The sequence below is a fragment of the Streptomyces sp. NPDC024555 genome (assembly GCF_055559335.1).
Genome location: NZ_JBVHKV010000037.1, coordinates 1 through 18,934 on the forward strand (window position 1 = coordinate 1; position 18,934 = coordinate 18,934).

General features: G+C 68.0%; 16 protein-coding genes and 1 pseudogene. 13 read left to right on the forward strand and 4 right to left on the reverse strand.

Translation table 11 applies throughout. From position 1 onward, the window contains the following. Window positions 1-276 precede the first annotated feature (276 nt). A complete protein-coding gene (locus ACZ4FH_RS36325; protein WP_467310341.1) occupies window positions 277-2,178 on the reverse strand; it encodes a hypothetical protein in 1,902 nt (633 codons plus the stop codon). Between the two features lie 46 nt (window positions 2,179-2,224). On the opposite strand from ACZ4FH_RS36325, the pseudogene ACZ4FH_RS36330 reads away from it, so the two are divergent. Further along, window positions 2,225-2,727, forward strand: a pseudogene (locus ACZ4FH_RS36330) (transposase); the annotation flags it as partial. Between the two features lie 281 nt (window positions 2,728-3,008). Here ACZ4FH_RS36330 and ACZ4FH_RS36335 read toward each other — a convergent pair. The 3 genes from ACZ4FH_RS36335 to ACZ4FH_RS36345 all read right to left on the reverse strand — a co-directional run bounded on the left by ACZ4FH_RS36335 (window position 3,009) and on the right by ACZ4FH_RS36345 (window position 6,437). Beyond that, window positions 3,009-3,431, reverse strand: coding sequence for a hypothetical protein (locus tag ACZ4FH_RS36335; RefSeq protein WP_467310343.1), 423 nt, complete (start codon window positions 3,429-3,431; stop codon window positions 3,009-3,011). Next, the gene (locus tag ACZ4FH_RS36340) at window positions 3,428-5,311 is read right to left on the reverse strand and encodes a hypothetical protein (RefSeq protein WP_467310345.1); all 1,884 of its coding nucleotides are present in this window, start codon (window positions 5,309-5,311) and stop codon (window positions 3,428-3,430) included. Before ACZ4FH_RS36340 ends, ACZ4FH_RS36335 begins: the two co-directional genes overlap by 4 nt. 751 nt (window positions 5,312-6,062) lie before the next feature. Then, complete coding sequence (locus tag ACZ4FH_RS36345; RefSeq protein ID WP_467310346.1) at window positions 6,063-6,437, reverse strand: hypothetical protein; 375 nt, start codon at window positions 6,435-6,437, stop codon at window positions 6,063-6,065. On the opposite strand from ACZ4FH_RS36345, the gene ACZ4FH_RS36350 reads away from it, so the two are divergent. The 12 genes from ACZ4FH_RS36350 to ACZ4FH_RS36405 all read left to right on the forward strand — a co-directional run bounded on the left by ACZ4FH_RS36350 (window position 6,430) and on the right by ACZ4FH_RS36405 (window position 18,499). Further along, complete coding sequence (locus ACZ4FH_RS36350; RefSeq protein WP_467310348.1) at window positions 6,430-6,693, forward strand: hypothetical protein; 264 nt, start codon at window positions 6,430-6,432, stop codon at window positions 6,691-6,693. The genes ACZ4FH_RS36345 and ACZ4FH_RS36350 overlap by 8 nt on opposite strands. 502 nt (window positions 6,694-7,195) lie before the next feature. Further along, window positions 7,196-7,702: a hypothetical protein gene (locus ACZ4FH_RS36355; protein ID WP_467310350.1), complete on the forward strand. Its 507-nt coding sequence runs from the start codon at window positions 7,196-7,198 to the stop codon at window positions 7,700-7,702. Then, window positions 7,675-7,929: a hypothetical protein gene (locus tag ACZ4FH_RS36360; RefSeq protein ID WP_467310352.1), complete on the forward strand. Its 255-nt coding sequence runs from the start codon at window positions 7,675-7,677 to the stop codon at window positions 7,927-7,929. The genes ACZ4FH_RS36355 and ACZ4FH_RS36360 overlap by 28 nt, the downstream gene beginning before the upstream one ends. A gap of 329 nt (window positions 7,930-8,258) precedes the next feature. Next, a complete protein-coding gene (locus tag ACZ4FH_RS36365; RefSeq protein ID WP_467310354.1) occupies window positions 8,259-8,801 on the forward strand; it encodes a hypothetical protein in 543 nt (180 codons plus the stop codon). Window positions 8,802-8,837: 36 nt separating this feature from the next. Next, complete coding sequence (locus ACZ4FH_RS36370; protein ID WP_467310356.1) at window positions 8,838-9,563, forward strand: restriction endonuclease; 726 nt, start codon at window positions 8,838-8,840, stop codon at window positions 9,561-9,563. 470 nt (window positions 9,564-10,033) lie between these two features. Then, entirely contained in the window at window positions 10,034-10,342 is a 309-nt protein-coding gene (locus ACZ4FH_RS36375) for a universal stress protein (RefSeq protein WP_467310358.1), read from the forward strand. Between the two features lie 588 nt (window positions 10,343-10,930). Continuing rightward, a complete protein-coding gene (locus tag ACZ4FH_RS36380; protein ID WP_467310360.1) occupies window positions 10,931-12,109 on the forward strand; it encodes a hypothetical protein in 1,179 nt (392 codons plus the stop codon). 481 nt (window positions 12,110-12,590) lie between these two features. Beyond that, window positions 12,591-13,724 carry an FAD-dependent monooxygenase gene (locus ACZ4FH_RS36385; RefSeq protein WP_467310362.1) on the forward strand — a complete coding sequence of 378 codons (1,134 nt, stop codon included), beginning with the start codon at window positions 12,591-12,593 and terminating at the stop codon, window positions 13,722-13,724. 41 nt (window positions 13,725-13,765) lie between these two features. Continuing rightward, a complete protein-coding gene (locus ACZ4FH_RS36390; RefSeq protein WP_467310364.1) occupies window positions 13,766-14,242 on the forward strand; it encodes a MarR family winged helix-turn-helix transcriptional regulator in 477 nt (158 codons plus the stop codon). Between the two features lie 1,348 nt (window positions 14,243-15,590). After that, window positions 15,591-16,253 carry a hemopexin repeat-containing protein gene (locus tag ACZ4FH_RS36395; RefSeq protein WP_467310366.1) on the forward strand — a complete coding sequence of 221 codons (663 nt, stop codon included), beginning with the start codon at window positions 15,591-15,593 and terminating at the stop codon, window positions 16,251-16,253. Window positions 16,254-16,582: 329 nt separating this feature from the next. After that, window positions 16,583-16,984 carry an alkyl sulfatase dimerization domain-containing protein gene (locus ACZ4FH_RS36400; protein WP_467310368.1) on the forward strand — a complete coding sequence of 134 codons (402 nt, stop codon included), beginning with the start codon at window positions 16,583-16,585 and terminating at the stop codon, window positions 16,982-16,984. A 1,251-nt stretch (window positions 16,985-18,235) separates the two neighbouring features. Next, entirely contained in the window at window positions 18,236-18,499 is a 264-nt protein-coding gene (locus ACZ4FH_RS36405) for a hypothetical protein (RefSeq protein WP_467310370.1), read from the forward strand. The last annotated feature ends 435 nt before the right edge of the window (window positions 18,500-18,934 follow it).

An 18,934-nucleotide genomic window follows, 5' to 3' on the forward strand; every position in this document is an offset into this window, starting at 1 on the left:
GAACACCTCCCTCAACGGCACGGGAGCCCTGTCCGTTGCGCCCCCGATCCCACACCGCACCATCACTCGACCGGTGGCCACTCTGAAAACGCTCAGTGAACCCGGATTAGTCGGCCACGAGCTCAGCCGCCGAGAGGATCATTTCCGTTGTCATCCCGGACAAGCCAGACCACTTTGCTTTGGCGGACATCTCGAAAGAATGCCGCCGCTTGCGAACCGCTCTGACTCATGGCCGCAGATCCTACCGTTCCCCAAAACTCGTTTCGCTAGGAGTTCTTAGCGTTTACAGCCCACGAAGTCGATGACTTCTGCGGGGGCCTTGAGGTCCTTCAGGCTTCGGCAGTCTCGAAGCCAGTCCGGGTCTGCCTCATCGCCCATGACTGGAACTAGGGTCACTGCTGGGTCGAGCCTGGACTGGTCGCGTTTGAAGACGCTGATGTCGACGTCATCAGTGGCTGGCTCAACGCTCCACACTGCCGCAACCCAACCGTTCCAGCAGCTGACCTTCCCGAGATGCGGCGCCCCTGGGGATACGGGGACAGCGAATTGTTTCTTGATAGCCTTCCGAATGACTTCTCGCGAAGGGCAGGGGGCCCGTTTCCCTGGGTCGATCTTCGACGGGCTAGGTGTTGGAGTCGAGTTCCAGACGTGCGACCAGAGGATTTTCTCCACGTGGTAGAGATCGCTGATCTCGGCGGTCATTATAGGCTCGCCATTGCGAAGCCAGGGGTCGAACTCAATTCCTGCAGCGGTGTAAAGTCCGCCCTTGAGTTCAGCTTTTTGTTGCCCGCCGAACTCATCCACCTCTGCGATCTTGTATCCAGGGGTGATGTCGAGATAGGGGCCTGCCACGCCGTAGATTTTCGTTCCGATTCGCAGTCCCGCCTTGGCGGTGGCTTCTGTCGCGACAGTTGGTCCCTTGTTGAGCTTGAATTCATTCTCGAAGGATGCAATCGGTGTTGTCCGGCCGCCGCGCCACTCCATGCCAGCGGAAACCTTGGCATTTTGCGTGAAGTCAAAGGAGAGGTCGGACTTCAGCGTCCCCTCCAGGGCGGCTACGAGGTTTACCTCCATGGTGATCACGACTGGGATTGGCCCGACCATAAGTGTGAACGTTGCCACTGGGGCCGGCGGGTCGGGTTCCTTGAATTTGAAAGCACACTTCTGCCGCTCAACGGCGGGCATTTTCACCTTGATGTGGAAGTCTTCCTTGAGGGTGATTGTATATTTAACTCTGTTGACCCCGGACCAATCCCAATCTGCAGCGAACTCGCCTAGGCCGGGCTTTTGCCCCCCAAGGCTGATCTCCTCCAAGGGGCTAGCGGTCAGTGCTGCGGAACATTCGAAGGTGAGACCATCGATGATGGTCTTGCTGTTGAGTAGAGTGGAAATGGTGAAGGCGCCGTCACTGCCGGTCTGCACTCCTGGCTCAGAGGCTTTGGTCTGCAAAACCTGAGCGTTCCTGTTGCTTGTGACGCCAGAGCTAAACATCGCCTGGGAAGCGGGTGCGGGCTCGGAAGCCGGGCTGTCCGGCCGGACATCCTGAAAGTCGATCTTTGCCTTTGGTAGAGCGTCCCGAAGTGATGCCTGCTTCGTGCCGATGACCAGCCGCCCCCTATCGTCGTGCCGGAATGATGTCACACGCCGAATCAGCCCATTCGGCGTCTTCGGTCCGACGCCAGAGACGATCACGTCACCGACGGCGAGCGCGGCATCGGATTCCAGCACCAGCCGACTGCCTGCGACATCGCCGACAAGTTCCAGCTGAGAAGAGTCCAGGACTTTGGTCGTGTGAGGCACGACGTTGGCGTAGAGCGCCTCGGCCGTCGCTGTGCCGACTGACTCCACTGATGCAGTCACTGCGGAGCGCGTTGGGTAGACATCGACTTTCGCACCCCGCACCGGGGCAATTGAGAGGGTGTACCGCCCTGTCGGGATGTCGTTGAACGTCTGGTTGGCTGTCACGCGACGTGCAAAGCCGTCGGGCCCACGAACGGTGACGTTGGCAGCAGCTCCGCTCGGCAACTCCCTCACCAGGACCCTCAGGGCGTTGTGCTGTGGCTTCTGCCACCAGCTGTATCCGGCAGCCAATGCGCACGCAGTGAGCACGACCAGCAGGGCCAGAGTGAACCTCTTAGCCCTGCTTTCAAGATGTACGAGACTTGTCCAGCGACTCACGTAACCCCCAATGTTTGCGCCGCCGTTCGAGTCTTCTGGCGGGCGTGAAGGGGCAGCGTATCGAGTGGTCAGCCTGGAGCCGGACGTCGGACAAAGCCCTGTCGACACGGGCAGGACGGGCAGCAAGCATCATCTGATCACGATGGCTCCGGCGTCCCGCTGACCGGCGGCAACCGCAACGACGGTAGCCAGCTCATCCCGCTCCTGTAGGCGGTGCCGCGTGTGCGGGGTAGGCGCAGCCGCCCACCGCGGCGCCCTGACATCGTCCTCGCTGATCGCTGATCGCTGATCGCTGATCGCGGATACGACCACGACAAGTACCGCCGCCTGGTCTGGGGACTGGGAGTGAGACCGCTGGTCGCCTGCCGGGACACCGAGCACGGATCCGGACTGGGCACTCAACGCTGGGTGGTCGAGCGTGCTTTTGCCCATCTGCACTGGTTTCGCCGCCTACGGATCCGATGGGAGATCCGCGACGACACCCATGAAGCCTTCCTCACCCTCGGATGCGCACTGATCTGCTGGCGGCGCCTGAAGACGCCCCGCTGAGGCCGAGGCGGTTGTTGCAGGATCTGGGAGTCGGGATCCAGCTCCGGGAGGCACCCCATCGCCGGCAAGCGGGCGGAGATGACTGCGGCCGCGTCCTCCCGGGTGCAGTCCGCCAACGCGCGAAACCCAGGCAGCCGGACCGCTCAGACCGGGTTCGCCGCCCGCGCCCAGTCCGCCGCAGCGAAGGGCTCGCGCGGCGGAGGGAAGTGATTCCCGCCTGCCCAGCCAAGAGGTGGCCCCAACCGATTCGGCGGGGGCCACCTCTGTGCTCTCTTCGAGCGCTATCCGGAAGTCCTGCGCGAGGCGGGTCGCAGGGGCCCGCAGAGTGTGGGGAGCCGCTTGGTGTCGAGCGGCCGCAGAACCCTTCCGATCCTTCCCTCGACCCTGCGTACGAGACCCTCCTCAGTGTTCGCTGCCAGCGGGACGACCATCAGGCGGGTCCACCGCGCGGCGCGTCCGCGCAGTACGTGCTCTTGGACGCGGTCACCGACCGAGCCTTCGCGGAACGCACTTCCGGTGTAGCGGATGACGTTCTCGAAGTCGGCGGCGATGTAGATGCCCGTTGGGAACTCGTTCCAAGCTCCGCCCTCTGTGATCTGCAGGATCGTCGAGGCGGCCGGGACGCGGCGCAGCAGCGCGGTTCCAGCGAGATCGCACGCGGTGTTGTAGTTCTCCGGAGTGAGCGTGTACGCGGAGCGCTTCATCGGGCCTCTCCGCTCCCGTCCAGGTCCGCCCGCATCCGGTCGGCTCGGCGACGAGTGCCCCGCCATTCCGAGACGAGGTCAGTGATCTCGACGAGCGTGTTCCGCACGTTGGAGTTGTCGTACCCGAGCGTGTCCACCAGCGCCACGCCGTCCTGCCCGGTCACACCGCCGACCTGCTGAGCCGACTCGAGCAGTTCGTCCAGACGGTCCTGGAACGTCTTGAGCGCCGTCGCGAATCGGTCCTCGGGGCTGGCGTGCGTGATGCCTTCCCCCTCGAACAGGTCGGCGAGTTCGCGCAGCCGCTCGGGGGTGAGGATGTCGGCGTCCGTGATCTGGTTGTCCTGCGGCATGGTGCCCTGGGGCAGTTCCTGCGGGTCCCGGCCGGCCCGGCCGTCCAGAACGATCTGGCACAGCTGGCGCAGGCCGACGTCGGTCTTGGCCATCTGCCGCATGATTTGCTGGGGCTCGGTGTTGCTGCCGCGGCCGCCGAACTCGGAACGGGTCAGCAGCTGGGTACGGCCTCCGACCAGGTGGTAACTGGCCAGCGTGGCGAGCTCGGCGATGGCCGGGCCGGCGGCTTCCCCAGCCTGTACGAGCTCGCGAAGCGCCTTGGGCAGCAGGTCGAGCGGGGGGGCACAGGTCAGTTCGACGCCGCGCAGCGCCGACCAGCGCCAGGCCCGGTCGAGCGACGAGCGCAGGGCGGTGAGCCGCTTGTCCGCTGGGAAGCTCCGCAAGGCGACCTCGGCAGCCAGCTGGGTCCGCTCCTCCAGCTTGGGCTTGGCGCCGGTGAGGTCGACGATCGCCTCGTTGACCGCGCGGGCCTGACGCTTGTTCGGGTGCGGGTTCAGTGCGCCGCAGGCCAGGACGGCGGCCTGGTCGGGGAGAAGGCCGTGCTCGCGGTTCGAACCGTCGAGGATGTCACGGACCCCTTCGGCGGTCATCCCGCTGGGGACGGGAAGCAGGCCACGTTCGTAGAGGTTGTCCACCGCGGCGTTCGCCTTGGCGTTCAGCGTCGTCGCGGTAGAGAAGTTCATGGGCGGCGCCATGTGTAGATGCGCCACGAACCGCCGACGAGCCCGGTCGAACCCTCGCGGGGCCGAGAAGCCGATGATCACCCGGGCGTTGGGCATGATCGAGCAGCGGACCTTGCGGGCCTGCTCGTCCGTGACCATGTCGCTGCCAGCCCACTCCACAAGCTCCCGGAGCAGGCTGATCGCGCGGCGGCCGCCCGGGCGCAGGTTCCAGGCGACGTCCTTGAACGTGATGCCGAGTCCTTCGTGGCTGGCCACAGTACGGCCGAAGCCGTCCGTGGACTCCAGCCTCGTCACAGGGCCCAGGTTAGTGGTCACCCGGACGGCACTCAGCCAGCCCGGCGTTTCGATCCCGCGGTCGAGGATGGAGCCGACGTGCGGGTTGTTCGCCACCATGTCGGCGATCCGCGGGGCCATCGCGTCGATCAGCTTGTCGGCCGAGTCCATCTCGAAGGTGAGCAGCGCCTCCCGCTCGACGGCCCCGAACCGAGGCATGCCAATCGTGCCGCGAGCGTGCTCGTCCTCGAAGCGGATGTTGTCGGGCGACGGCAGGACGCGCCAGGTCACCACATCGAACTCGATGTACTCGAACTCCTCGGAGCCGAAACGCTGCACCTTCGGCGAGCGCAGGGCCCGGCGAAGCTGCTGCTGATCGGCGGCAGCGGAGGCCAGCGTCTCGGCTAGCTCCCGGCTGAGCCCGGCCGTGATCCCGGCGGCGATGCTTTTGTCGATCACCGCCTGTGAGGCGGGCGGACGCAGACGCTCACCGATGAGTCGGTGGTCGACGACTTCCGACTCGATGCGCAGGGAAAGCTGCGGCTCGACGGCCGAAGCGGGTACGTGGGACACGGGAGTCTTCCTCAGTCTCTCGACCTGCTCACCGATCTGGCAAGCAGAGGGCGAAGGCTTGGACCTGACTCGGCACCGTGCCCCCACCTGCCCTCCCGGCCGGGTGGCCGTCCAGGGTTGTGGCGCACACCACCCAGCTCGTTGCTCTTTCAGGACACCCGCCGATCAGTGACGGATGGAGCCTTGGCGCGACCGGGCCACCAGGATGGCAACGGCCGTGCTGAGCGATCGAACTGACGATGATGCAGCTAACCGGGGAGAGTACACCAGGTGCGTCATGTTGCATATGGGTTCCGGCAGGGCTAGTTGGCACGAAGCCTGGCATAAGCCCAACACCAGAGCTGTCACAGAGGATCCTGACCGGTGCCATTCGGACAGCCGTCTCCACCGAGAGCCTCGTCGCCGATCGACTCTTGCCCCCTCCTCGCCCGGATGCTCGCCCGGCGTGTACGGCCTCGGGGAACATCGGTACAGCGCGGTTGGCGCTGCGAGCGACCCTCACCGGCGATGACCTGATCGAAGGGATTGCGGCCATGTCACCGCGCGCGAACCGCACCAACCACACACTGTTGCTCCTGTCTTACGAGCAGTGGTTCACCGAGGGCGCGGCCGCACGTCGGTCCGGGACCCGCAGCGTCGTGGAGAGCGTGCTGCGCGCGGGTCGACATCGTGGCGCCCTGCGTACGCGTGGAAAGGACGACGCCCTGAGCGTCATGCGGACCCACACCCGAGCCGGCGCTTCGCCTGACGCTCACACAGCGCGCAGTAGTGGAATCTCGGTTACGGCCGTCTCCTCGACCTCGACCACATCGGCGCTCGTAGCCGCCGGCTCGACGGCGCCTGCGGGCGCCTCGTCGTGTTCGGCCTTGCGGTCGTCCAGGTGGCTCTTGAGCTTCATGCCCGCGTACACCAGCCCACCGCCCACCGTTGCCGACACCGCGGCGACGCCCGCGACAACACCGGTCGCGGAGCGCAGGCCTGCGTGACCGACGATCTTGTTGCCGGTCCCGCGCAGCAGGGCCCGGAGTACGCCGGGGCTGCTCGATTCGGACAGCGCCGTCCAGTCCGGGTGCTCGACCACCTTCAGGGTGTAGCGCACGCCGTCTTTGACCCAGCTCATGTCCATGGCGTCACTGTACGGGCGCGCCCCCGTCTCGTGGGGCGGCGGAACCGGGTGTTCTTCGCCGTCGTGGCAGGCGACCAGGGACGTCACTTTCCTCGTCGAGTGGTCGACGTCGTTCGACAAGCGTGACCCGCTGCCGGCCGGGTTCTACCTCGCCTTCTTGCAGGCGCTGGACGAAGCACAGCGGAAGACCTTCAAGAGGACGACTCCGGGCGACCAGGTGATCAAGGCGGAGTGGTCCATCGACCAACAGGAGTGACGATGGGCGGTCCAGGATGTCGAGGGCCTGGAGCCGGGCAAACCCTGACGTCGTGCGCGGTACGGCGGTGGGTCCTGGCCATGTCCCGGGCCCCACCTCCTGGTGGGGATGGACAGGTCCAGGGGCGTCGGCCTTCACGCGGAGCCAGGCAGCGCATTCCCGTAAAACAACCACTACTGCTGCCGATGGGAATGCGGATCGGGGTGCCGGTCCCTGGCTACGCTGTGCGGGTGACTTCTGCAACTGCTCTCTGGCGCCCCCTCAGCGAGATGCCGTGTGACCCAGGCCGTATCCAGTTGACGTACGAGCTGGAGGCGTCGCTGGACAACAGCGATCGTGAGGACACCCTGGAGAAATGGAGGGTGGTTGCCCACCTGGGCGAGGACTTCGGCCTGGAGAGCATCCCCCGTGTGATCGGTGCATCGAGCGATGGAACCGGACCGAGGAGACCGGCGGGTACGTCGACGAGGACGACGGCTGCGTCCACCGCCTGCACGTCGGCGTGCTGGAGCTAGTCAAGGTCCGCTGGGGCGGCTCGCAGAACCCGTTCTGGGCCATGGAGGAAGAGTCCCAGAACCTCTACGAGATCGCCGAGACCGTCTACAACGACGAGCACAACGGGTTCACGGAGGAGTTCGAGCAGATCGCCGAGTTCGGCGGCGAGGACTTGCTGGTGCTGGACAAGGCTGAGCTCGAGCCCGCGTGGCGCGGATTCAACCTCGCGCCGATGATCGCAGCGGACAGCTTCCGCCGGCTGGCCGGCGGATGCGGGGCAGTCATGGTGCACCCCAGCCCGATCGACCCGACCGGCATGAGCAAGGACGAGTGGGCTCGTGCCAGTGACCGGCTGCGTGAGACCTGGGCGCAGCTCGGGTTCGTGCCCTACGGCGCCACCCCGTACATGATCTTCGCTACCTGCTGGGCCGATCCGGAGGAGAAGCAGTACGCCCTCCGCCAGCAGTCCCAGGAGCTCAGCAAGCAATGGCGGGCAGGGAAGGGCCGCAGCTGACCCACGCGGTCGGCCTCACCGCAGCCCGAGACCTGAGCGACGCGCACGTACAGCACGCCTTCGTCCTGCTCCTGGATCGCTCCCGCGTCCCGGCGGATCGGGTCGCCGCCGGACACACTGGCGTCTTCGGGATGGCCTACCAACTCTCCGAGGGCAGCGCCCGCCCCCGTCTGGTCACCGCTCACGGGGTCACCGCCACGGATGTCCCCACCGCGCATGTCGGTTGATCACCCGTCCTGTTGGATGTGCGGCGGCGGCTCCGCCTGCCAGCGGCAACCCGCCGTGAGCGTAAACCAGCATGGTGAAGGGCCAGTTGGTGCCTTTTCGGCCAGCTGGTCCGTAACGCCATGAAGGCGGCTCTGACGCCGGTTAGCGTGATCAGAATGGCTCCGACGCGTTCCGATCAGGGGAGGATCGCCCGTATGAGCAGGCATGCCACCGCCTACGTGCACAGTCTTGGCATCGCCGATGAGACCGCCCGCCGGGTTCTGGTCCTTCTGGCCGAACGCACCCACCGCCCGGCGACCCGTACCGTCCGGAAGACGTCCCCGAGGTCATGGGCCTGCACCTTCCGGACTCCGACATCCTCGCCCTCGCAGCCCAGGCCGGGCTCGATCCGGATGCGGTGCGCCAGCAGCTGCGCGGGCTCAAGGAGCACGTGAAGATGGGCGTTCTCGAGCACACCGACGGCAGCTGGGAGATCGTCTACGGGCCCTCCTACACCCGGGCCGCGACGCCGCACCCGGCAACGCCGGACCTGACGCAAGGCGGACCGCACCCGTTCTGGCTGCCGGGCTGGGAGAAGTACAGCACCTGGGGGTACGAGCAGGGCCCTGGCGGACACCAGCACCTGTACGCGCAGCTCATCCTCAACCAGGACGGCGCCGATGCGGAGCCGCGGATCTCGATCACCCCGCCCCAGCACCCGGCAACGAGCCTCGACGAGCTCGCCGAGGCTCGTTGCCGGGGCCCTCGCGCCGTACGGTCCAGTCCCTGTGCCGGCCGCCGAGGTAATGCGGTGGCTGACCGCGCCACCTTTGTCCTCCCGGTAACTCTGTCGACACGCACCCGCCGTGCCCGGTTCAGGCGCGCAGCCTGAACCGTCAGCCGCCGTCATCAACGTCTCGGAGGTGTGGTGTTCGACGAAGACGGGTCGCTCGACCCGCTGCTGAAGTTCCTGTTGTACGCCGTCCTTGCGCTGGCCATCGGCAAGATGGCGTGGGAGTGGCTGACCGACGACGTCAGCCGGTGGATCACAGTGGACCTGTGGGGGCTGATCGCCAACCACCCCTGGTGGACCGCCCTGATCGCCGTCGGCGCACTGGTCATTGTCGTCCTTGTGGTGAGGCTGCTGTCGTTCCTGTTCGACGCCGGCACCTATGCCTACGTCGGCGGCGAGGAGGACTACTCCTTCACCGCAGGATCGGGCGAAGCGCCCGATCCTGATGTCTTGACCTTCAAGATGAAGCAGCTCGCCGCGATGAGCGCGACGGGCTTCGAGCAGGCGTGTGCCGATCTTCTGGCCCGCGACGGGTTCCGCGGAACACGGCGGGTGGGAGGGGCCGGTGACCTCGGCGTGGATGTCACGGCCCGTGACCCCGACGACCGGCTGCTGATCTTGCAGTGCAAGCAGTACAAGAATCCGGTCGGCTCGGGGCACGTGCAGAAGTTCAACGGCACGGCCCGCCTCCACCACGGAGCCGACGTCCCGATCATGATCGCCCTCAACGGCTTCACCCAGCCCGCGGCCGACTTCGCCGCGCACCACCATCTCATCCTCATGGGCCGCCCCGAACTGAAGAGATGGGCCCACGGCCAGCACTTGTACGACGTCCTTTGCATTTCGAGTACGACCCAGTGACCCTTAAAGCGGCCCCATCTCGCTGCCGGACCGCCAGCCGCCGGAGGAACGCTGCGGGGCTCCTACGAACAGCCGGTTCATCGCGGCCAGGGTCGCACGGCGGACGGCTTCAGTCTTGAACCATGCTCGCCACGGTGGCGTGGCATCCTCCGCGCCGAGCGCATCACGCCGCGTCCGGTCACACACGAGGACGCCACGATCGTCCGGGCCGTGCTGACAGACCCCGACGTCCGGGCTTTTCTGGGCGGTCCGGTGGGTGAGGGGCGCATCGAGGCCCGGCAGCGCGAGTACCCGGCCACCTCCGGCGTGTGGGCGGTCGCTTTCGCTGCTGAAGGCGAGGCGATCGGCCGGGTCAGCATCACCGTGGACAGTGCTTCGCGGGCAGGGCCGAGATCTCCCACCAACTTCTCCCCTCGGCCTGGGGCCGGAGCCTGAGAAGTCTGCCGGTTCTGGGCGACCAGATCGAACCGGTGGCTCTGCACCGGCATTTCTTCGATACGTGGTCAGCGGAGGAGGAGCATCGCCGGGTACTGCTCGCCCTCCTGAAGCCGTGGAGCCGGCGCTATCCCTCCGTCACCGTGACCGAGCACACGCAAGTGGGGTTCGCCGCCGAGATGCTGGTCTCTCTGGCTGCCGGCGCCCAGCTCCTGGTGGTCGGGCGCAGCAGTGGTGGCAGCCGGTACCTGGGGCACGTCGTCCACTCGGTACTCCATTTCGCCAACGCCCCCGTCGCCGTCGTCCCCGTCGCTGTCGTCCCCACGAAGACACAGGCCGACTGAGGCCACTGCGGGGCAGGGCGTCTCCTGGCCCCTTTTGCGCTGCCGGTGGTCAGCAGCCGGTGGCCGGAGCGGGCGCCGGCCCGCGGCCCGGCGTCTCCCGTGGTGTGTCCGGGAGGTCCCGCGGGCCGTGCCGCACACAGGCGTCGGCGAGGGCAGGCAGGACGGCGGGAAGGGCGAGCACCGCCAGTCCCGCACCGAGGACGAGCAGGGCGCGGGGCCGTACCGGGGACTGCCCGCGCACTGTACGGGTACGGCCGTGGCCGGGGTCGTCGACGCGTCCGAGGCGTGCCGTCCCCCGGGCCACGAAGGAACTCGGACTGCAGACTGCGGCACGACGCGCCACCAGCGCGGTGTGCTGGTGAGCGCGGTTGGCCGCCGAGCCGACCGATGCCTCGACTCCTTGTGCCGATGGGGCCGAGGCAGGAGCTGTCACAGAACCATGACGTGCGGGGTCACAACCAGCGGCTGGGACGGCCTGTCGAACTGTGTGGGGCGGCAGGCTGATCCACCCGCCGTCCGCGGGACGCGGCATCCGGCCGCGCCGCTCACACATCACAGGGGAAAACTTTGAACACCGTTGTCCGCACTGTGCGTTCGTCAGCCGTCGCCTCGGCGGCCGGGCTGCTTCTGACCATCACCGGGGCTGTCCTGGCCCCGGTCGCCCTTGCCGCTCCGGCCGACACCGGAACGCCCGAGCTGGCCGTCGTCACGGAGGCCCCCGCGGAGATGGGACTGGGCGGTCTGCCGGTCGCCTTCACCACCACAGCCTCCAACCCCGGCACGACCGACACCGCCTCGGCCCGCCTGATCTACCGCATCGACGGCGGCAGCGGACTGCCGGACAACGCCCTGAGCCTGGAGTACCGGCTGAATGGCTCGACGTGGAAGAAGGTCCCGCTGAGCATCGTCGACGGCACGGTCTACGGCGGCGAGCTGCCCGAGCAGTTCCCCCTGGCCGCCGGGAAGTCCCGGACCGTGCAGCTGCGCCTCGGCCTCCCGATGGGCACCCCGCACCATGGCGACAGCAACGGCGGCACCGACCACCTGAAACTGACGACGATGATCTCCTACGGCGCCTCGGGCGCCGCCAACGCCACCGATGTGGACGACGTGGCGGTCAAGGGGCTGAGCACCCACCTGACCGATGTGCCGACCACCGCGACCGCGGGCGGGGCGGCGATCACCTTCAAGGCCACCGTCGACAACCCGACCCCGTCGGCGTACGACAACGTCACGGACGTCCTGTTCACCAACCGCTACACCACTGTCCAGGTCCGCCGCTCCGGCGTGTGGACAACGCTGGAGCCGATCACCGCCGCCGCCGAACCGGACGTCTACGGATACGACGTCATCGGCAAGGATGTCTCCCTCGCCGCGCACGGCAGCGCGACTGTGGACGTCCGCGTCACCTACCGCAAGGATGCGCCGGCAAGGAAGACCGAATTGTCCCCGTGCGTGATCGTCAACGAAGGATCCATCCCGTTCACGGGCATCACCAGCTGTGGCACACCGGCCACGGTCACCGTGAAGGTGGCGAGCACCTTCGCCACCCCGTCCCCGTCCCCGTCCACCTCCGCATCGGCGCCGGCCGGTGCCTCGGCGGGCACCGGCACCACCACGTCGTCGGCCCCCGGCATGACCGAACAGCTCGCCGATACGGGAATCGGCGGCCTCGCGGCACCGGCGACGGTTGCCGCCGGCCTCGTCGCGGCCGGAGTCGGCGCTCTGGGCTTCACCGCCACGCGCCGCCGACGCAGCCGCGCCTGAGCCCGCACCACCATGGACCGCCCCCCCGCCCCCCCGCCCCCCCGCCCCCCGCCCCCCGCCCCCCGCCCCACCGCGCACCGCGCACCGCGTGCGGGGCGGGGCGCGGTCCGCCCGCCCCGCAGCCGCCATCAGTTGCGTGACCAAGAGTGACGCCCACCGGTGCTCTCGAAGGAGTGAACAGCCGATTCCCATGAAGCTGCTCCAGGGCTTTGCGAGCCCGGAAAAAAGCGTCACCACCTGGCTTCGAACCGCTCAACCGGGGGCGTGCCGGTCACCCTCAGCTCCGCACCCAGCGCCTCCGGAGGAGGCGGACCGCTCCCTTCCGCATGGTGGCGCGGAGTGAACGCCCTCGCGGAGCGAGTCCTGAGCGGCACCGGCAAAAGCATTGACGAACATATATATGTCTTCGTATCTTCTGTGTGGCGCACGCCGCAACATGCTTGATTGCGGGTCAACGCCGCGTAGAAGAAGGGGAGTTGTCATGAGTCAGGGTTCGATCCTGGTGGTCGGTGGAGGTATCGGGGGTCTCGCGACGGCTATCGCCGTTCAGCAGAAGGGCTTCGACGTGACGGTCGTCGAGCTCCACTCCGACGTGCACTCGTCCGTCTACGGCGTCGGCATCATCCAGCCGATGAACGCCCTGCGGGCTCTCGACATGATCGGCTGTGCCCAGGACTGCGTCGCGGCCGGCTACCCGGCCAAGCGCTGGGGCGGCCTGTACGCCACGGACGGGACCTTCATCAAGGAGATGCCTGGCACGCCCGTCCCGGGTGTCGACCTGCCTCCGATGAACGGCCTCACCCGTCCGAAGCTGCACGAGATCCTGACCTCCCACGCCCTCGAAGCGGGCGTGACCATCCGCTACTCGACGACCTTCACGGAGATCGAGGACGACGGCGCCGGCGTGGACGTCACTTTCACCGACGGCTCCACCGGTCGCTTCGACGTCGTCGTCGGTGCCGACGGCGTCTACTCCAAGACCCGCGGTCACGTCGTCGCGGACGAGGTCGTGCCGTACTACATCGGGCAGTCGGCGTACCGCGTCAACATCCCTCTCCTGCCGGAGATCGACAGCATCATTCTGCAGGCCGGCCCCGAGGGAATGGCCGGTCTCGTCCCGATCGGCAAGGACCTGGCCTACCTCTTCTACAACGCCCACATGGAGAAGCAGACCCCTGACTCGGGCATGGACAGCGCGGAGAAGCTCCGCGAGTACCTCGCTCCGTTCGGAGGCTTCATGGGCCGTATCCGGGACGAGTTCGTCACCGACGACTGTGACATCGTGCTGCGGCCCGAGGAGTCCCTGATCGTGGACGCCCCGTGGCACCAGGGCCGCATCGTCCTGATGGGCGACGCCGTCCACGCGATCACACCGCACCTGGGCCAGGGTGCCGCCCAGGCGATCGAGGACGGCGTGGTGCTGGCCGACTGCCTCGGCAGGCATGACGACCTCGACGTCGCCTTCGGGGAGTACACCGACCGCCGTTTCGAGCGCTGCAAGCTCGTCGTCGACACCTCGCTCGACATCGCCGAGTGGGAGATGGGCCGCAAGCCCGGCTACGACAACATTGCCGCCACCGACCACGTCCTGGAGGTCATGGCGCAGCCCCTCTGAGCTGTGCCTTCCCCGTGGGGTGGTTGACTACGATAGGCCGGATGAGCCTCTCCCCGCACCAGCCTGAACTGGCCGACGTCCTGCGCGAACTCGGGTGGACCGTCCACCGGCGGACGCCCGAGAGGGCGGGTGTCGGCCCGATCCCGACCACTGAACTGGCGCTGCTGAAGCAAGTGGTCGACGCGCCGGGGTCCACGGTCGGAGAACTGGCGCAGGTACTGGGACTGCGCCAACCGAACGTGAGCGCGGCGATCCGGGTCCTGGCCGACCGGGGCCTCGTGATCAAGGAGAGAAGCCCCAAGGACCGCCGCATCACGCTGGTCAGACCCACCCCGCTCGGCTGCTCGGAGGACGCGGCGATCGCGGCCTGCTGGGCGGCGCCGATTCGGCAGGCTCTTGAGGGGCTGAGTGACGAGCATCGGACGGCGATCGAGCAGGCCAGGGAGGCGCTGGCGGCTCTCCAGGAACGTCTCCGGGGCATAGATCCGGGCGCGACGCAGATCGGGGCCCCGGTCTGACGAACTCGTGCACGGTAAGCGGCTGACCCCGCCGCCCGCGAACAGCGAAGGCCCCGACAGTGCACCGCGTCCTCGGGGCCTTCGCCGGATACCTGCGCGACCATCGAGGACGCTGCCCGCAGTCTCATCTCGGGCTGCACCCGGCGCTACTGAAGCCCACAAGACGGACCGGCACGCCCGGTACACGGTGGGGGCGCCCCATGAGCGCACTCACACGCGCCGGTCCCTGCGGCCGGACGACCGCGGTCTGCGCCGTAGGCCTTTGGCCGGCTCTCCCCGGTGCTGATCGTTCGCGCTGAGCGTGGCTCTGCCCGCTTGCACGCCGTCCGGGCCGTGGAGGCCGCCATCGGCGACCACGACGGGGACGGCGCCGGGGCGGGCGCCCGATGAGCGACACCCACCACATGCTCCGCAACCCTGCCGGCCTGATCGGGGGCGACCGGAGTCTGCCCGGCCCCGGTGGTGGCAGGGCAGCAGCTTGCCGATGGTGACGGCCGGGCGGGTGGCGGCGTCGATGACGACCTCGTGTCCGGGGGAGTGGAGGTCAGTTCCTGCCGGAAGCGGCCACGGTCCGGTCGCGGGCGAGAACCGGAGTACTGACCAGGACGAGCACGCTCTGCGTGCTGCATCGCTGCCGGTGCTGGAGCGCGAGAGCCGGTTTGAGGCGGTCGACGGCAGCGACCGCGGACTGGCCGTTTCGCCGCACCGTGAGACGGCGTGATCTCAGCGACCGTGCTGCGTACTACGGACGATACCTTTCCAGGTGAAGCCTGGGCCGCGGCGATGCCAGCTGTGGTGTAGGACGGGCTTTCCCGTCCTGTTCACGTGTGTTCCGCACTGATCCAGCCGAGTTGTTCCGCGGATACGGCACGTGGACCGGCGGTTGGTCCGGCGCCTGTGGGTACTGGGCGTGTGCCCGGGAGCGGGGCATGAACGGTGCCGGTTCTCGCGGACCCGGCGGCACAGACGGGCGGTCCGGAGATGTTGCCGTACCGGTCCCGGGCTCTGCCCAGGCGCCCCCGGACCCCGCCCAGGCGAGGCGCGCGGGCACGTGCCGGGGAGCCTGCGTGCACCCACGGTTGGTTACTGACAGTGCTGGCCTGGTCGGTCTCGTCGGGCACGGACCGGGTACTCGTGGAAAGTTGTACGGGGTGCTTGCCGGTGCTTGTGGCGGTGTCGTCTCGGTGCGGCTGGAATGCAGTCATTCTTTCGTGTGACCTGCGCCTACAAGGTCCTGCGGGGGAGCAGAGTGGGCGCAGACGGGCCGTTGCCTCAGCCGGGTCGCCCCCCCTTCGGCGTACCTGGCAGCGGCCCAGGACAACCCCCACCCCACTTCAGGAGGTTACGCATGGCTACCGAATTGCAGGAGAGCTTCTACCGCCGGATCGACGCGGTGCTGCGGTCGAGGGACGAGGGGAACATCGCCTGGTTCCTCAAGGACACCCAGTACGTACGCTACGACCTGAAGGCCGACGAGGGCGTGGGCGGCGCCAAGCCCATCGCGGGCCACTGGGACGGGCTCCCGGACTCCTTCACCCGCGGCATCGACGCCGCACTCAACCGCCACGACCAGCCGGCCGTGGGCTACCTGTTCAAGGACGACCAGTACGTCCGCTACAACCTGGAGGCCGACGCGGCCGCGCCCGGGTACCCGAAGAGCATCGCGGAGGGATGGGCGGGCCTGCCCGTCGCGTTCCAGCAGGGCATCGACGCAGCGGTCAACCACCCCACCGACGACGAGATCGTCTGGTTCTTCAAGGACGGCCAGTACGTCCGCTACAACGTCCCCGAGGACAAGCTCGTCCTCGGCCCGAAGAGCATCGAGGGCAACTGGGCCGGCCTGCCGGACTCCTTCAACCGCGGCATCGACGCCGCCGCCCCCCACGCCACCAACCGCAACAAGGTCTACCTCTTCAAGGACGACCAGTACGTCCGCTACGACCTCGACGCCGACCGCGCCGACAGCGGCTACCCGCTGTCCATCAAGGCCAACTGGCACTTCTTCAGCTGACCCCCGGTCCGTCTGACTGAGTACCGAACCCCGCCGCCGGCCGGCCGCGCACTTCGCGGCCGGCCAGCGACGGCGTGCCCGGCCGGCTGCGCTTGGCGGGGCTGCGTGCCGAGGCTGCCTCGCCGAGGTGCGCGACTTCACCACACGGCAGGGCATGTTGCTGATAGTCGACGAGATGTACGAGCCCAAGCCCGCCACCGCACGGACCCGCGGCGGTCATCCGCGAAGCGCTGATCCGGTACGCGTCCGACGACCGCCGAGACTTCGCCGACAACGAGCGCGGCATTCTCGTCCCGTTTCCCGACCCGGTTCGCTCCGCCGACGGGTGGGTGATCTTCCACCCGTCCTGGTTCGCCTACGTCCACGACCAGGCGCTGCGGCTCGCGAACAAGGGCTACACCCCGCTGGAAGCCGCCGAGGTCATCGAACTGCCCGAAGAGCTCGGCCGGAACTGGGCCGCCCGCGGTTACCACGGAACCCTCCACCACGATGTACGCGCCGTTTTCCACAAGGAACTCGTGCCACCGCCCTCACCACGCGCGGCACCCCCCGTCCAGGGTGACGGTGCCGAGCGGGGTGAGGGCGGCCGGGTCCTCCCTGGCCGCGGTGAGGAAGATGCCGCGCCACTGGGGGACGCGGTCGCGAAGGCGGCGGGGACGATGCCCTCGCGCAGGCCTCGGTGTGGTCGGGGTCGGCGAAGACCAGCGGTGCCGGCGATCCACTGCGCGTAGGCGGTGCGGTCGGTCCTCAAGGGTGCCGGGGCCGATATGACGCTGTGGCCGCTGCCGTCGGCGGCGGTTGTCCGGTCTCTGCGAAGCTGGCGAGCGTTCCGCTGATCATGGCGAATCGGCTGGGGCCCGGTGGGCGTTACGGCTGGGCGTGCGGGTCGTGTATCGCCGGGTGCGGCCTGGTCGTGGTGCGCGGGGCAGAGGCGGTGATGCGGGGGGTGACGTGCTCGCGAGCGTGCCGGACATCGCTCACGCGCAAACGTAACGGAGGCATCGGATCGGGCCGCCCCTGCGGCGCCTGCGGCACACCCGTTACGGCTGGGCGTGCAGATTCTGCATACTGCACTGCGGCCTGCCGGCAGAGGGCATACCGAAGCCGGCGCACCCGCCGACTGCCGCCGGACCCCGTCCCGGAGTCGCCGGAGACAATCGCCCCCTTCGTCACCACCAACGACTCCGGAATCCCGCAGCCGCTCCACAGGGCGCCGTGCCGCGTACTTGGCACACATCTGCGTGACCGTGCTCCAGACGGGTTCCTCGCCAGGCCCGCCACCATGGACCCCGAGCGGGGCAAGGTCCCCGGCATCGACGAAGGCCGTCGACTCCGCACCGCCCTCCGCCACCTTCGGACGGCTCAGAACCTTCACGCCTAGACGTAACAGCCTCAACGACCCACACGCCCAGCCGTAACGCCCATCGGGCCCCAGTCGATTCGCCATGATCAGGGGAACGCTCGCCACCTTCACGGAGACCGGACGCCTTTGCCCTCGCGGAGGCGATTCACCCCCGGGAGCGCTTCCAGCCTTCAGTGTGAACACGTAGTGTGCGCATGCAAGTACTGAAAGTAATGAAAGGGAAGTTTGTGCTCCGCACCATGAAGCAGCGCCTGGCCGTCAGCGCCGCAGCACTTGTCGCCGCCACCGCAGGCTCGTTCACCGCCTCGGCCGCCGGCCCCCAGGCCACCGACCTGACCTACGGCACCAACATCCTGCTGCAGAACCAGTACGGCGGTAACGGCGGTTACCTCGACACCAACGGCGTCTCCAGTCAGCCCGGCGCCACGTACAACGTCAGCACCAACCAGACCCCCAACAGCCGCGGTCCGGCGACGTCGGTGTGGAAGGTCCTGTCCGCCACCGGGAAGGCGGCCGGCACACGCGTCACGAGCGGCGATGTCATCTACCTCGTCAACCAGTACGGCAACGGCACCTACCTCGACACCAACGGCGTCTCCACCAGGAGGGCGCCAAGTACATGGTGTCGGCCACCGCCACCAAGGACCGCGGCACCGGCACGGGCAAGTGGCACATCTTCGGCAAGACGTCCTCGCCCACGGACGGCCGCATCCGCACCGACGACATCGTGCACCTCCTCAACGACTACAACTCCGCCAACGGCGGATTCCTCGACACCAACGGCGTCGCCAACCAGTCCGGCGCCAAGTACGACGTCGTCACCAGCCACTACACCGACCGCGGCACCGGCACCGGCTCATGGAAGGTCCTGCCCTCCAGCTGACCCCGCCGCCCGCGAACAGCGAAGGCCCCGACAGCGCACCGCGTCCTCGGGGCCTTCGCCCGTACCTGCGCGACCACCGAGGACGCTGCCCGCAGTCTCATCTCGCGCCGGCCCTGTCCCCGTGCGCGGCCGTCCGTCGTGCGTCATCCTCAACGCGGTGTTCCGGCCGTCGAAGCCGGAGGCCCACGGGCCCCCGTTCAGCTCCGCGGCGCCCTGAGCGGGCCACCACGTGGCCGATGTACTGTGCGTGCCGGTCGCGGAGCGGCTTCCCGCTGACGGTGACGGAGAGGTCCTCCGGACTGATGGTGACCGTGTGGACCTCCGGGTCACTCGCCTGCATCCTGCGCAGCGCATGATGCGAACCCGGTCGGTTACCTGCTTCGCCATCAGATCGGTGTCCTGCCGGGCAGCGGTGTACGCGGTCTCCGGAGTCTC

Excerpts from the sequence above, each read along its gene's own strand:
- ACZ4FH_RS36335 (WP_467310343.1), bottom strand. The coding sequence starts at position 3,431 with ATGAAGCGCTCCGCGTACACGCTCACTCCGGAGAACTACAACACCGCG.
- ACZ4FH_RS36350 (WP_467310348.1), top strand. The coding sequence starts at position 6,430 with ATGTCCATGGCGTCACTGTACGGGCGCGCCCCCGTCTCGTGGGGCGGC.
- ACZ4FH_RS36345 (WP_467310346.1), bottom strand. The coding sequence starts at position 6,437 with ATGGACATGAGCTGGGTCAAAGACGGCGTGCGCTACACCCTGAAGGTG.
- ACZ4FH_RS36360 (WP_467310352.1), top strand. The coding sequence starts at position 7,675 with ATGGCGGGCAGGGAAGGGCCGCAGCTGACCCACGCGGTCGGCCTCACC.
- ACZ4FH_RS36365 (WP_467310354.1), top strand. The coding sequence starts at position 8,259 with ATGGGCCTGCACCTTCCGGACTCCGACATCCTCGCCCTCGCAGCCCAG.
- ACZ4FH_RS36385 (WP_467310362.1), top strand. The coding sequence starts at position 12,591 with ATGAGTCAGGGTTCGATCCTGGTGGTCGGTGGAGGTATCGGGGGTCTC.
- ACZ4FH_RS36390 (WP_467310364.1), top strand. The coding sequence starts at position 13,766 with ATGAGCCTCTCCCCGCACCAGCCTGAACTGGCCGACGTCCTGCGCGAA.
- ACZ4FH_RS36395 (WP_467310366.1), top strand. The coding sequence starts at position 15,591 with ATGGCTACCGAATTGCAGGAGAGCTTCTACCGCCGGATCGACGCGGTG.
- ACZ4FH_RS36405 (WP_467310370.1), top strand. The coding sequence starts at position 18,236 with ATGGTGTCGGCCACCGCCACCAAGGACCGCGGCACCGGCACGGGCAAG.